11 protein-coding genes are annotated in these 14,393 nt (G+C 70.9%); 9 read left to right on the top strand and 2 right to left on the bottom strand.

The features are described from left to right. The first annotated feature begins 3 nt into the window (after positions 1-3). The 9 genes from ACFP2T_RS09305 (at position 4) to ACFP2T_RS09265 (ending at position 11,736) form a co-directional block, all read left to right on the top strand. Positions 4-891, top strand: a complete 888-nt coding sequence (locus ACFP2T_RS09305) for a branched-chain amino acid ABC transporter permease (protein WP_192770657.1) — start codon at positions 4-6, stop codon at positions 889-891. Then, on the top strand, positions 875-2,059 hold the full coding sequence (locus tag ACFP2T_RS09300) for a branched-chain amino acid ABC transporter permease (protein ID WP_377419715.1): 1,185 nt from the start codon (positions 875-877) through the stop codon (positions 2,057-2,059). The genes ACFP2T_RS09305 and ACFP2T_RS09300 overlap by 17 nt, the downstream gene beginning before the upstream one ends. Further along, positions 2,056-2,853 (top strand): ABC transporter ATP-binding protein, encoded by a 798-nt coding sequence (locus tag ACFP2T_RS09295; protein ID WP_377419714.1) that lies wholly within the window; start codon positions 2,056-2,058, stop codon positions 2,851-2,853. The genes ACFP2T_RS09300 and ACFP2T_RS09295 overlap by 4 nt, the downstream gene beginning before the upstream one ends. Beyond that, the gene (locus ACFP2T_RS09290) at positions 2,843-3,622 is read left to right on the top strand and encodes an ABC transporter ATP-binding protein (RefSeq protein ID WP_377419712.1); all 780 of its coding nucleotides are present in this window, start codon (positions 2,843-2,845) and stop codon (positions 3,620-3,622) included. The genes ACFP2T_RS09295 and ACFP2T_RS09290 overlap by 11 nt, the downstream gene beginning before the upstream one ends. A gap of 105 nt (positions 3,623-3,727) precedes the next feature. Next, positions 3,728-4,690, top strand: a complete 963-nt coding sequence (locus ACFP2T_RS09285; protein ID WP_377419710.1) for a hypothetical protein — start codon at positions 3,728-3,730, stop codon at positions 4,688-4,690. 98 nt (positions 4,691-4,788) lie between these two features. After that, a complete protein-coding gene (locus ACFP2T_RS09280; protein ID WP_377419708.1) occupies positions 4,789-6,879 on the top strand; it encodes a PQQ-dependent sugar dehydrogenase in 2,091 nt (696 codons plus the stop codon). A gap of 100 nt (positions 6,880-6,979) precedes the next feature. Then, a complete protein-coding gene (locus ACFP2T_RS09275) occupies positions 6,980-7,429 on the top strand; it encodes a protein-tyrosine phosphatase family protein (protein ID WP_377419706.1) in 450 nt (149 codons plus the stop codon). Between the two features lie 216 nt (positions 7,430-7,645). Further along, positions 7,646-10,201: an alpha-L-arabinofuranosidase C-terminal domain-containing protein gene (locus ACFP2T_RS09270; protein ID WP_377419705.1), complete on the top strand. Its 2,556-nt coding sequence runs from the start codon at positions 7,646-7,648 to the stop codon at positions 10,199-10,201. Then, complete coding sequence (locus ACFP2T_RS09265; protein ID WP_377419703.1) at positions 10,198-11,736, top strand: family 43 glycosylhydrolase; 1,539 nt, start codon at positions 10,198-10,200, stop codon at positions 11,734-11,736. The genes ACFP2T_RS09270 and ACFP2T_RS09265 overlap by 4 nt, the downstream gene beginning before the upstream one ends. Here the strand turns inward: ACFP2T_RS09265 and ACFP2T_RS09260 are convergent. Together ACFP2T_RS09260 and ACFP2T_RS09255 are read right to left on the bottom strand one after the other, a co-directional pair. Further along, the gene (locus tag ACFP2T_RS09260; RefSeq protein ID WP_377419702.1) at positions 11,714-13,351 is read right to left on the bottom strand and encodes an acyl-CoA synthetase; all 1,638 of its coding nucleotides are present in this window, start codon (positions 13,349-13,351) and stop codon (positions 11,714-11,716) included. The genes ACFP2T_RS09265 and ACFP2T_RS09260 overlap by 23 nt on opposite strands. After that, positions 13,344-14,387, bottom strand: coding sequence for a branched-chain amino acid ABC transporter permease (locus ACFP2T_RS09255; protein ID WP_377419700.1), 1,044 nt, complete (start codon positions 14,385-14,387; stop codon positions 13,344-13,346). Before ACFP2T_RS09255 ends, ACFP2T_RS09260 begins: the two co-directional genes overlap by 8 nt. Positions 14,388-14,393 lie beyond the last annotated feature (6 nt).

Here is a 14,393-nt window from a genome sequence, read left to right as displayed (position 1 = left end):
GCGATGCCGTCCGGCGCCCTGCTTTTCCAGAGCGTCATCCTGGGCCTGCTGCTGGGAGGGCTCTACGCCCTCCTGGCGGCGGGTTTGACGCTCTACTTCGGCATCATGCGGGTGGTGATGATCGCCCACTCGGCGTTCCTCATCCTCGCCGCCTACCTTGCCTGGTGGTCCCATGCCCGGCTCGGCGTCGACCCGCTGCTGTCGATGATCGTCACCGTGCCGCTCTTCTTCGGCGTGGGGGTGGTGCTGCAACGCCTGCTGCTCGCCCGGTTGCGTCCGGTGACCCTCACGATGATGTCGGTGCTGCTCACCTTCGCGATCGCGGTGGTCATCGAGGGCCTGCTCGGCTACGCCTTCACCGGTACCCAGCGGCGGATCCAACTCGGCTACGGCACCGCCAGCTTCGGCCTCTTCGGCGCCCGGATAGCGGTGGTCAAGCTGATCGCGTTCGCGCTGGCCGGCGTCGCGCTGCTGACGCTCTACCTCCTGATGAAGAAGACGACGTTCGGCTGGGCGCTCCGGGCCACCATTCAGCATCCGGACGCCGCGCGGCTGGTCGGGATCGACACCGACCGGGTCGCCGGCTTCGGCTTCGGACTCGGGCTGGCGACCGCCGCCGTCGGTGGGACGGCACTGGCGCTCGACACCACCATCTACCCGTCGCTGCACTGGCACTGGATCGGCCCGCTGATGGCGATCATCGTGGTCGGCGGCCTCGGCAGCGTACCGGGCGCCGCGATCGCCGCGATGCTGCTCGGGCTGATGCAGAGCCTGTTGCAGATTCCGATGGGTACGACGTGGGCGCAGACGATCTTCTACCTCGCGCTCTTCGCGACGCTTGCGTTCCGGCCCCAGGGATTCTTCGGAGGTCGGCTTGCCCAGCGCTTCTGAGTCACTGACGTCGCCGGCGACGTCCACGGGTACGGGTAGCACCGCGCCGGCCGTGCCGCCGTCACCGGTTCCGCCGGCAGCGGGTGGCCCGGCCCGGCTCGGTCGGCTGCTCCAGGCGGTCGCGATCCTGGTCCTCGCCGCCGCGGTGCTGTCGTTCCCGGCCCTGGCACCCAACCCGTACATCCTGTCGGCCGGCATCGTCGTGCTGAACTACGCGGTGCTGTCGACGTCGTGGAACTTCGTCGGCGGATTCACCGGCTACATCTCGCTCGGGCACGGGGCGCTGGCCGGCCTCGGCGGGTACGCCACCGGCCTGTTCGTGGTCAAGGCCGGCCTGCCCAGCTTCGTCGCGCTGGCCGCCGCCGCCCTGCTGGTGGCGGCGCTCGCCGTGCCGATCGGCTTCGCCGCGCTGCGGGTCCGGGGCGCCTCGTTCGTCATCGTGTCGATCGCGCTGGTCCTGATCCTGCTGCTGGTCTTCCAGAGCTGGGCGTCGTTCACCGGCGGGTCACGGGGCCTCGTCGTGCCCCGCCCGTTCCCGGGCCTGCTCCGCCCCGAACACCACCGGGTCTTCTTCTACCTGTTCGCCGCGCTGCTCGCCGTCGCGCTGCTCGCCTGGTGGCTGATCGACCGGTCGCGCTTCGGCCTCGGGCTCAAGGCGATCCGGGAGGACGAGGACAAGGCGGAGTCGCTCGGTACCGCGACCTTCGCGGCCAAGCTGGTGGTGTTCGTCATCTCGGCGGGCTTCACCGGACTGGCCGGCGGCCTCTACGCACTCTGGTTCGGCGACCTCGATCCGGTCTTCCAGTTCTCCATCCTGACCGGCTCCTACATGGTGCTGATGGCGCTGCTCGGCGGCGTACGCAACCTGTTCGGCCCGCTGGTCGGGGCGCTCGTCGTCGGCATCGCGCTCGAATACTTCAAGGTGGAGTTCGGCAACACCCCGCTGCACCTGGTGGCGACCGGAGTCCTGCTCGCGCTGGTCGTGATGTTCATGCCGGACGGGATCCTGCCGGCGGTGGGCACGCTGTTCAACCGGTTCCTCCGGCCGACCCAGAGTTCGATCCGCGAGGTCACCGCCGCCGAGCTGCGGGATCGCGACGGCGGCGGACCGCCGCCACAGTCGACGGAGGACCCTCCGATGAGCGAACGCACCGGGACGACGGCATGACCGGGATACGGGGCGACGACGGTACGACCGGGGTACGGGGCCACGACGACGGTACGACCGGGGTGCGGAGCCTGGAGACGGTCGGGCTGACGAAGGCGTTCGGCGGCGTGCTGGCGCTCGACGCGGCGACCGTGGCGTTCCAGCACGGTCGGGTCAACGCGCTGATCGGCCCGAACGGCTCCGGCAAGACGACCTTCTTCAACTGCGTCACCGGGATGATCCGGCCGGACAGCGGTCGGACGTCGTACCGGGACCGGGACATCACCCGGAAGGCACCGCACGCGATAGCCCGGGCCGGCGTCGGCCGTACCTTCCAGCTCTGTCGGGTCTTCCCCCGGATGTCGGCGCTGGACAACGTGCTCGCGGCGGCCCGGACCACCGGCCCCTGGTCCCAGCTCCGGGGCGCCCGGCGCGGCACCGAGGTCGACCGGGCCCGGGGCTGGCTGACCCGGCTCGGCATCGAGCACCTGGCGGACGTCGAGGCCCGGAACATGTCGTGGGGCCAGCAGAAGCTGCTGGAGCTTGCCGGGGTGTTGATGAGCGACCCGGACACGGTGCTGCTCGACGAGCCGGCCGGCGGCGTCAACCCGGCACTCCTCGACCGGATCGGCGCACTGGTCCGCGAACTCAACGCGGAGGGCCGGACCTTCGTCATCGTCGAGCACAACATGGAGCTGGTGATGAGCATCAGCGACCACATCGTGGTGTTCGACCGGGGCCGACCGATCGCCGAGGGGCCGCCGTCGGTGATCCGGTCCGACGAGCGGGTACTGGGGGCCTACCTTGGCGTCTGAGATCGAACTTGTCGACATCCAGGCCGGCTACGGGCGGGCGGCCCCGGTGCTGCGGGGGCTCTCCGTGTCGGTCGAGCCCGGGACCATCGTCTGCCTGGTGGGTCCGAACGGCGCCGGCAAGTCGACCGTGCTCAAGGTCGCCAGCGGGCTGCTCAAGCCCCGGTCCGGCCGGATCCTCGTCGGCGGCGTCGACGTCACCGGCCAGGGCCCGCAACAGATGCTGGCCGCGGGCGTCGCGCACGTGCTCCAGGGGCACAGCGTCTTCCGCGAGATGACGGTGGCCGAGAACGTGCTCCTCGGCGGGTACACCATCAGGGACAAGGCGGTGGTGGCCGAGCGGACGGCGTTCGTCCGGGACCTCTTCCCGGTTGTCGCCGACCGGTGGCGAACGCTGGCCGGGCTGCTCTCCGGCGGCCAGCAGAAGCAGGTCGAGTTCGCCCGGTCGCTGATGGTCGACCCGAAGGTCGTACTCCTCGACGAGCCGTCCATGGGTCTGGACCCGAAGGCGACGAGCACCGTGTTCGAGCAGGTCGTCCGGATGCGTGACGCCGGCACCGCCGTACTGCTGGTGGAGCAGAACGCCCGGCGGGCGCTGCAGACCGCCGACCTCGGCTGCGTGCTCGACCTCGGGCGCGTGCACATCTCCGGGCCGGCGGCACAGTTGCTGGCCGACCCGCAGCTCGGCGAGCTCTACCTCGGCGGCCGTCCCGCCGAGCCGACGGCCACCGGCGGGGCGGCGGCCCCGGACGTGGCGACACCAGGTGGATGAGAACGGCACCAGCGGTACAACCACATAGTTCTGCGCGGCGATGGCAGTGCCTGACGGAAGCGCCCGTGGCGCCGGATCGTCGCGACGCACAGAAAGGTGTACGCGATGTCGAGAGCCAGACGCCCTCTCGTCGCCACCGCCGCCCTGCTGGCAGCGGTGGTGGCGACGAGCGTTGCGGCGCCGCCAGCGTGGGGGCACGGTAACCGCCCCCGCGACGTCCACCCGTCCCTACGCCACGGTCTCGTCGCCCACTACGACTTCGACCACCCGGTCTGGGGCGATCCCGCCCGGGAGCGGGACCAGGGCCGGTCCGGCACCACGATCGACCTGGTCAACGGCGGCACCGCGATGCGGGTTCCGGATCGCGCGTACCGGGGCAGCGGCCGGGCTCTGCAAACCAGGCAGGTCGACCCGACGGTGGCCGGCAACGACGACTGGAAGGCCGGCGTCTACTCCTCGACCGGGGTGCCCAGCCTCGGGGCCTTCAACGCCGCCACCGGCACCACGGTGATGGGCTGGTTCAAGATGCTGGGCGACGGTCCGGCGCCCAACTCCAACACGCCCGGCCCGGACGACCGGTTCAACGCGATCGGGCTGGCCGGCGTACTGACCGGTGACTCCGACGGGCACGGCGTGCGCGCGCTGCTGGAACTCATCAACGTCGACGGCGAACTGCGACTCGTCGCGCTGGGCCGGCGGCTGGACGGCGGCGACTCCCAGACGTTCGCGGCCAGTGAGGACTGGCGGCGGCTGCTGCCGGTCGGCGAGTGGGTCCATCTCGCCGCCACCTTCGACTTCGACGACGGCGACATGGCGCTCTACCGCAACGGCCGGGCAGTCGACGGCTTCTACACCGCCAGCGGCGACCCGTGGCTGGTCGCCGGCCCGGGGAGGCACCGTACGACGGCCACCGATCCCCGGGGCATCAAGATCGGTGGCAGCTTCCCGCAGGACACCCGGGAGCAGAATCCGTGCGACTGCCGGATGGACTCCCTGATGTTCCTCGACCGCGTCGTCCCGGCGCACCTCGTCGCGGCGCAGTACCGCTACCAGACCGGCCGACGCTGACCTCACGACCACCCGTCCCGCTGACCGCTACCGACTGTCCCACCGACGCTACCGACCGTTCCGTCGAATCCGCCTCCCGAGAGGATGGAGTGACACTCGTGCGCACCCCCGCCCGTGCAGTTCGCGGCTCCGTCGCGACGGCCTCGCTCACGGCCGCCGCCCTCGTCCTGTCCGCCCTGGTCGCCTCGCCGGCCCAGGCCGACCCGATCTACGACCCGGTACCCCAACCCCCGATCCAGTCCGGCCTCGGCCTCGTGCTCGAGGAGTACGCGGCATTCCCGAAGTCGGAACCGACCCCGGCCCCCACCGACGTACGGCTGATGCGGCACGCCCGGATCAACGCCATCGTCGAACTGCCCGACGGCTCCGGCCGGCAGGCCGTACCGGACCTCAACGGCCGGCTCTACCTCGTCGAGAACGGTGACCCACACGTCTACCTCGACGTCGGCGCCACCTTCGCGCCGGAGTTCTTCTCCGGCCAGGGGCTCGGGCAGGGCTTCGGGTTCGTCACCTTCCACCCCGACTTCGCGCGCAACGGCCGGTTCTACACGGTGCACACCGAGCAGGCGTCCCAGGTGACCGAGACGCCGGACTTCGCGCAGGCCGGGACGCTCTTCCACGGCATCATCACCGAGTGGACCGCGACCGATCCGGCGGCCGACACCTTCGCCGGCAGCCGTCGCGAGGTGCTGCGGATCGGCTTCGCGGGTCGGGTGCACGGCATCCAGCAGATCGACTTCAACCCCACCGCCGACCGGAACGACGCCGACTACGGGTTCCTCTACGCGGCAGTGGGCGACGGTGGCATCGGGGTCCGCAACACCGACCCGCAGAACATGGCGATGCCGCACGGCAAGATCCTCCGGATCGATCCACGCGGCACCAACTCCGCCAACGGGAAGTACGGCGTGCCGCAGTCGAACCCGTTCGTCGGGGACCCGGGCGCCCTCGGCGAGATCTACGCCCTCGGCATGCGCGACCCACACCGGTTCAGCTGGGATCCGGGTCAGGGCAACCGGATGTATCTCGGACACATCGGTGAGCACGCCATCGAGGCGATCTACGAGGTACGGGCCGGCGACAACCTCGGCTGGAGCGAGCGGGAGGGCGCGTTCGTCTTCGACAAGACGGCGTCCAACCCGTGCGACCGGATCCTGCCGCTGCCGGCCGACGACGCGCAGTACGGCTACACGTACCCGGTGGCCGCCTACGACCACGACCCGCCGCCCACCTGGGACTGCACCTCGGACGTCGGGGTCGCGGTCGCCGGCGGCTTCGTCTACCGGGGCGACGACGTGCCGGCGCTGCGTGGCAAGTACGTCTTCGGCGACCTCGTCGACGGCCGGGTGTTCTACACCGAGGCCAGCCAGATGCGGCGGGGCCGGGCCCTGGCACCGCTCTACCAGCTGATGCTCCTCGACAGCACCGGCCGGAAGGTACGGATGCAGGACCTCTCCGGGCCGGGTGCGCCCGGCGACCCCAACCGGGTGGACCTGCGGTTCGGCGTCGACGCCGAGGGTGAGCTCTACCTGTCGGCGAAGTCGAACGGCAAGATCTGGAAGGTCACCGGCACCCGGACCTTCGCCAGCGGTGCCGTCGGCGACACCCGGGCCCGCCAGCCGATGCGTCCGACCAACTGGCGGCCGGTCACCTCAGACAAGTGGCGGTTCACCGGCGAGCAGGTGATCCTCGCCGAGGCGGGTGAGCAGCGCCCGGGTCCGCGCCGGCCGTTCGAGTACGCCGTACTGACCTCCGGGCCGCAGTTCGGTGCGGTGGAGGTGACCGCCGAGGTACGGCTCGACACTCCGGTCGAGGTCACCAACCGGGATGTGATCATCGTCTTCGGCTACCGCTCCGACACGGAGTTCTACTACGCCCACCTGTCGACGGACAACACGATCTATCCGCACAACGGCATCTTCAAGGTGAACAACGCCGACCGGGAGCGGATCGAGCACCAGTGGAACGGTTTGCGCGGGGCGCCACCGGCGATCACCGACGCCAGGTGGCACGACGTACGGCTGGTGCACCTGCCCGCGACCGGTGAGATCGCTGTCTACCTCGACCGGTCCAAGGATCCGCTGATGACGGCGGTGGACACGACGTTCGGGTCGGGCCGGGTCGGCTTCGGCTCGTTCGACAACGTCGGCCGGATGCGTGACCTGAAGGTCAGGGGTACGCCGGCCTGACCCGACGTACCAGCGCTACGACCCGACCGGAGATTCGGAGTCCTTTGTCGCGGATTGACGAATCCTGACCACTGCGATCGTGGCCGCGTAGGCTCACCCCGTGAACCAGACCTGGACGCCGACCGATACCGGTGTGCTCGCCCTGCCGTCGGGTCGGCTGGTCCGGGGCCGTGGTCTGCGTCGACCGCTTCCGCCCGGACCCACGCCGACCTTCGCGGTGTACCTGCTCGGCCGGAGACCTCCGGAGACGCCGTGGGAGAGCAGGTGGCTGCGCTGGCCCGACTTCCGGCTGCCCAGCGACCGGGCGCAGGCCAGGACGATCCTGTGGGAGGCCTGGCAGCGGGCGGCCGACGACCGGGTGGAGATCGCCTGCGGCGGTGGCCGGGGACGGACCGGCACCGCCCTGGCGTGTCTGGCCGTCCTCGACGGCGTCCCCGCCGACGAGGCGGTGTCGTTCGTGCGCCGGCACTACGCCGCCGGTGCGGTCGAGACGCCGTGGCAACACCGCTACGTGGCGCGGTTCGCCGCGCCGGACGAACTCCCGATCTGAGATCGTCATGTGAGCGCTAACCATCATTAGCGATAGAGATGCGCCGCTGGCTACTTGGGTTGACACCCGATGTCGATCTATCTATGTTAACGCTCATCCACTGACGCCGATTATCCGTCGGTGGGCGGAAGGTGGAGTGTCGGGCCGACAAGGGGTGCTCCCGATGCCCTCCAGGACCGGGCGCTGACACCCCGAGCGGCAACCGGAGGAGGACCCATGTCCCGATCACGCCCGAGGCTCGGGCTCGCGTGTGTCCTGGTGCTGTCCGGCACCCTGGTCGCCGTCCCGACCGCCTCCGCCGCAACCCCGAGGGTCGCCACCACCGACTACACCGTCGACGTCGCCGCCGCCGACACCGGTCCGGCGATCGCCGACAGCATGTACGGGGTGTTCTACGAGGACATCAACCGGGCCGCCGACGGCGGGTTGTACGCCGAACTGGTGCAGAACCGGTCCTTCGAGTACGACCCGGCGGACAACGCCGCGTACACCGGGATGACGGCCTGGGCGCCGACGGCGCCGGACGGGGTCCGGGGTACGGCCGCCGTCGTCGACGACGCCGGGCGGCTGAACGAGCGCAACCGCCGCTACCTGCGGTTGGACCTGCCCGCTGGTGGCGGGGGGTACGGCGTCATCAACGCGGGCTACAACTCCGGTATCCGGGTCGAGCGTCAGCGCAGCTACGACTTCTCCGTCTGGGCGCGTACCGACGTGACCGCCGGAACACCGCTGACCGTGCGGATCACGGATCCGGCCGGCGCCGCGCTCGCCAGCCCGCTGCGGATCACGCTGCGCGGCGACGGTTGGACGAAGTACACCGGCACGTTCCGGGCCACCGGCTCCAGCACCACCGGTCGGCTCTCCGTGACCGGCGCCGGTGGCGGCACCGTACGCCTGGACATGGTCTCGCTGTTCCCCCGGGACACCTTCAAGGGGCGGCCGAACGGGATGCGCCGGGACCTCGCGGAGAAGATCGCCGCGCTGCGGCCGGGCTTCCTGCGCTTCCCCGGCGGCTGCCTGGTCAACACCGGCAGCCACTACGGGTACACCGCACCGGACTGGGAACGCCGGCGGTCCTACCAGTGGAAGGACACCGTCGGACCGGTCGAGGAGCGGGCGACGAACGCCAACTTCTGGGGCTACAACCAGTCCTACGGGATCGGCTACTACGAGTACTTCCAGTTCGCCGAGGACATCGGGGCGATGGCGCTGCCCGTCGTACCCGCGCTGGTCACCGGCTGCGGCCAGAACCGCGCCACCGACGACCCGGAGCTGCTGCGCCGGCACATCCAGGACACCCTGGACCTGATCGAGTTCGCCAACGGACCCGCCTCGTCGCAGTGGGGCGGCCTCCGGGCCCGGATGGGGCACCCGGAGCCGTTCGGGCTGACCCACCTCGGGGTGGGCAACGAGGAGAACCTGCCGGACGCCTTCTTCGAGCGGTTCCGGCAGTTCCGGACCGCCATCGAGGCGGCCCACCCGGACATCACGGTGGTCAGCAACTCGGGCCCGGACGACGCGGGCGGCACCTTCGACCGGCTCTGGGAGCTCAACCGCGCGGCCGGGGTCGAGATGGTCGACGAGCACTACTACAACAGCCCGGAGTGGTTCCTCCAGAACAACGAGCGGTACGACGCGTACGACCGGGCCGGGCCGAAGGTGTTCCTCGGGGAGTACGCCTCGCAGGACAACCGGTTCTACAACGCGTTGACCGAGGCGGCCTACATGACGGGGCTGGAACGCAACGCCGACATCGTGAAGCTCGCCTCCTACGCCCCGCTGCTGGCGAACGAGGACTACGTGCAGTGGCGCCCCGACATGATCTGGTTCAACAACCACGCCTCGTGGGGGTCGGCAAGCTACGAGGTGCAGAAACTGTTCATGACCAACGTCGGCGACGAGGTGGTGCCGAGCCGCGCCTCGGGAACGCCCACCACGACGGTGCCGATCACCGGCGCGGTCGGCCTCTCCACCTGGGCCACCAGCGCGGCGTACGACGACGTCGTCGTCACCTCCGCCGACGGGACCACGCTGCTCCGGGACGACTTCTCCGCAGGCGCCTCGAACTGGACCCACAGCAGCGGTCGGGGCTCCTGGTCGGTGGTGGACGGCGCCTACGTGCAGTCCGACGCGGCCGCCGAGGACACGATGGTCACCGCCGGCGACCCGGGCTGGCGCGACTACGACCTGCGGGTCACCGCGACCAAGCGGTCCGGCCAGGAGGGATTCCTGGTCGCGTTCGGTGTCCAGAGCACCGGCAACTACTACTGGTGGAACCTCGGTGGCTGGGGCAACACGGTCTCGGCGGTCGAGAAGGCCACCGGCGGCGCCAAGCAGCAGATGATCTCCAAGCCGGGCACGATCGAGACCGGGCAGGCCTACGACCTGCGGATCCAGGTACGGGGACGGCAGGTGACCCTGTTCCTGGACGGGCAGGAGTGGGGCAGCTTCACCGACGACAGGGTCGCCGAGCCGTTCCGTCAGGTCGTCACCCGGGACCGGGCCACCGGAGAGCTGGTGCTGAAGGTCGTCAACGCCCAAGCCGCCGACGCCCGGACCCGGATCGACCTCGGAACGCAGGTCCGGGTCTCGTCCACCGCGCAGGTGACGACGTTGCAGGGTGGGCCGGACGACGTCAACACCGCCTCCTTCACGCCGATCCAGCCCCGGACGTCGCGGCTGACCGGCGTACGGAACACCTTCAGTCACACCTTCCCGGCGTACTCCGTGACGTTCATCCGGATCGGCGCCACAGAGAGGACGACGCCGTGACATCCGACAAGCTCAGCCGACGCGGACTGCTGCACGCCGGTGGGGGACTGCTCGCCGCCGGGACGGCCGGCGTCCTGCCGCTGGCGTCCGCCAGCGGGGCGTGGGCGGCACCTGCCCCGGACGGGCCCCCGGACCGGGCCACCGACCGGCGGTCCGACTCCGACGGCATCGCCGTCACCAGCCGGAACCCGCTGGTCGAGCAGCGCGCGGACCCGTTCATCACCAGGCCGGTGGCCGGGATGTACTACCTGACCGGCTCGGTGCCGGAATACGACCGGATCGTCGTGCGCGGCGCGTCGACGCTCGACGGTCTGGCGAGCGCGCGGGAGCGTACCGTCTGGCGGCGTCCGACCTCGGGCCGGATGGGCGGCTACATCTGGGCACCGGAGCTGCACCGCATCGACGGGCGCTGGTACATCTACTTCGCCGCCGGCGACTCCGACCAGCCGTTCCGGATCCGGACGTACGTCCTGGAGTCCGCCGCCGCCGACCCACGGGCGGACGCCTGGGAGCTGCGCGGTCAGGTGACCACGGCCTGGGACACGTTCACCCTCGACGCGACGACGTTCACGCACCGGGACGTCCGATACTTCGTCTGGGCGCAGAGCGAGCCGGGCATCGCCACGAACAGCAACCTCTACATCGCCGAGATGGCGTCCCCGCTGGCGATCAAGGGCGACCCGGTCCGGATCGCCGTACCGACCCTGTCCTGGGAGGTGCAGGGCTTCCGGGTCAACGAGGGCCCGGCGGTGATCATCCGCAACGGGCGGGTCTTCGTCACCTTCTCGGCCAGCGCCACGGACCACCGGTACTGCATGGGGCTGCTCACCGCCGACGAGAACGCCGACCTGCTGGACGCCCGCTCCTGGACGAAGTCGCCGCAGCCGGTGTTCGGCACGAACGAGAACACCCGCCGGTACGGCCCCGGGCACAACTCGTTCACCGTCGCCGAGGATGGCGAGACCGACGTGCTGGTCTACCACGCCCGGGACTACCGCGACATCACCGGCGACCCGCTCTTCGACCCGAACCGGCACACCCGGGTGCAGCGGCTGTACTGGAATGCCGACGGTACGCCCAGCTTCGGGGTACCGGTCGGGGACGGCGGAACCGTGCTGCGGCTGTCCCCGATGGACGCGCCCGATGCCCACGTACGGCACTTCGGGTACCTGCTGAGGGTGGAGGGCGACGTCCGCGAGGTCGCCGATTCGCAGTTCCGGCTCGTGCCCGGGTTCTCCGGCGCGGGGCGGGTGGCACTCCAGTCCGTCAACTTCCCGGACCGGTACGCCCGGGTCGACGGCACGTCACTACGCATCGACCCGTACGAGGACAGCGACGCGTACGCGGGCGCGGCGAGCTTCGTACAGGTGCGTGGGCTCGCCGACCGGCGGGCGACGTCGCTGCGGCTCTCCGACGACGCGGACGCGTACGTTACCCACGACGGCAACGGGCGGTTGACGATCGGCCGACCCGGAAACCGCCGGGTGGATCGCGAACGGGCGACCTTCCGGATCAGCCCCGATCCAGCCGGCTGACCTCCGCCGTCTCCGCCGTCTCCGCCGTCTCCGTCGCGCCCGCCCCGGGCTCGGGCGGGCGGCCGGTTCGCCACCACGCCGGGCCGGCGGAGTCCCCGGTGCCGGCGTGGGCCCGGCGGAGCTGGGTCTTCAGTACCTTGCCCGACCCGGTCCGGGGCAGGGAGTCGACGTACACCACCGACTTCGGGATCTTGTAGCGGGCGATCCGGCCGTCGAGCGATGCCAACAGCTCCGCCGGATCGACCGTCATCCCGGGCCGGGGCACGACGATCGCCCGGCCCACCTCGCCCCAGCGTTCGTCGTCGACGCCGATCACCGCGCACTCGGCGACCGCCGGATGCCGGGACAGCGCCTCCTCGACCTCGGCGGGATAGACGTTCTCGCCGCCGGAGATGAACATGTCCCCGACCCGGTCGCGGATGTGGAAGTAGCCGTCCGCGTCGACGACGGCGAGATCGCCGGAGCGGAACCAGCCGTCCGCCGAGAGCACCTCGGCGGTCTCCGCGGCGCGCCCCCAGTACCCGGTCATCACGTTCGGGCCGTGCACCACGATCTCGCCGTGCACGCCCGGCGGCACCTCGGCACCGGTGGCGTCCCGGAGCCGTACGTCGGAGAAGAAGACCGGGGTACCGGCCGAGCCGGCGTGGTCACCGCTGTCCGCGGCCCGCAGGAAGAGCGCCCCGGGCGAGGTCTCGGTCATCCCGTACCCCTGCATGAACGTGAGGCCACGCCGCTGGTAGGTCCGGATCAACGGCTCCGGAACCGGCGCACCGCCGCAGATCATGGAACGCACGCAGGAGAGGTCGGCGTCGGACCAGCCGGGTGCGGCGGCGATCGCCGCGAACATGCTCGGCACCCCGAACATGAACGTCACCCGGTGTCGTTCGATCAGGTCCAGGGCGGTGGACGGGTCGAACGCCGGAACCAGCACCGACCGGCCGCCCTTGAGGAAGGTGGGCAGCACCGTCTGGTTGAGCGCCGCGACGTGGAACATCGGCGCGGTCACCAGCGTCACCTCGTCGGCAGCGAGGTCGACGTCGATGAGCATGTTGAAGCTGTTCCAGGCCAGATTGCCGTGGCTCAGCCGGACCCCCTTCGGGCGCCCGGTGGTGCCCGAGGTGTACAGCACCACACCCGTCTCGTCGAGCGGCACCGGCTCGTCGAGCGGGTCCGACGCGGCCCGGTCGAGCAGGGTGGCGTAGTCGGGGTCGTCGCCGCAGGGTTCCAACGCGACGGTGTGCCGCAGCGCGACGAGTTCGCGCAGGGCCGCGACCACGGCACTCTGCCCGGGTGCGTAGATGAGGACGTCGACACCGCAGTCGGCGAGGATGAAGGCCAGTTCCGGAGCGGCGAGCCGGATGTTCAACGGGACGAAGACCGCGCCCAACTGCCCGGTGCCGAAGAACGCCTCCAGGAACGTCGGATGGTTCGGCCCGAGGTAGCCGACCCGGTCACCGGGGCGTACGCCGAGGCTCCGCAGCGCGTGTGCGGCCCGGTTCGCCCGGTCGGCCACCGCGGCGTACGTCCACTCGCGATCGTCGTGGACCACCGCCACCCGGTTCGGGGACATCCGGGCCCGGCGGGTGGCCCAGGATCCGACCCCTTCGTTACGCATTCTCACCTACCCGGTCCGGAACTCCGGACGCCGCAACGGCACGGCGATCCGCGACGGCACGGCGCGACATCGGCCCGAGGTCCCGCAGCGCCGGCACGATGCCCCGAGGCAGCAACAGCAGGACGAGCACCAGCAGGCCGGCGTAGACCGCGTACTGGAGCACACTCGGCGCGTAGCTGGGCATCCCGGGCCGGGTGCCGAGGGTGTTGAGGACCTGGACCAGCAGCACCATCCCGGTCGCGCCGAGGACCGGCCCCCAGAGCGTGCCGAGGCCGCCGACGACCGCCATCACCACGTACTCGATCGACATCAGGACCGGGAACGAGCCGGGGGAGAGGTAGCCGACGTAGAAGGCGTAGATCCCCCCGGCGAGCCCGGCGATCGCCGCGGAGAGCGCGAAGACCGCCAACCGGTACCGGCCGACCGGTACGCCGCAGGCCGCCGCCGCGCTCTCGCTGCTGGCCAGGGCGCGGAGTCCCCGGCCGGCCCGGGAGGTGATGATGTTGTGCGCGAGGACCATCGCCACGGCCACCGCGAACCAGGTCAGGTACGCGTAGGAGAGGTCCTCGGCGAGTTCCAGTCCGCCGATCGACAACCGGGGTACGCCCTGTAGCCCGATCGCGCCGCCCGCCCAGTCGGCCTGGCTGAGCAGCGAGAGCAGGATCAGCTGCATCGCCAGCGTGGCGAAGGCGAGCGCGTGGCCACGCAGCCGGAGCAGCGGAATCCCGACCACCCCCGCGAACAGCGCGGCGACGACCGGGGCGGCGAGCAGCCCCGCCACCGACGGCACGCCGTGCACCGACAGCAGCCCCGCGGTGTATCCGCCGATGCAGGAGAACGACGCCTGGCCCAGCGAGACCTGCCCCGCGTACCCCATCAGCAGCGACAGGCCCAGGGTGACCAGCACGGCGAGGCCGAGCAGAATGAACACGGAGAGTTGCTTGCTGGTCAGCGCGGGCGGCAGCGCCAGGCTGGCCAGCACGACGACGACCACCGGCGCCCGCCGGACGACGGCGCCCCGCTCCGGTCGCCTCATCCTCGT

Origin of the sequence: Plantactinospora solaniradicis, from assembly GCF_042658085.1 — a bacterium.
GTDB lineage: Bacteria > Actinomycetota > Actinomycetes > Mycobacteriales > Micromonosporaceae > Plantactinospora > Plantactinospora solaniradicis.
This window is presented reverse-complemented; position numbering and strand designations above follow the sequence as displayed.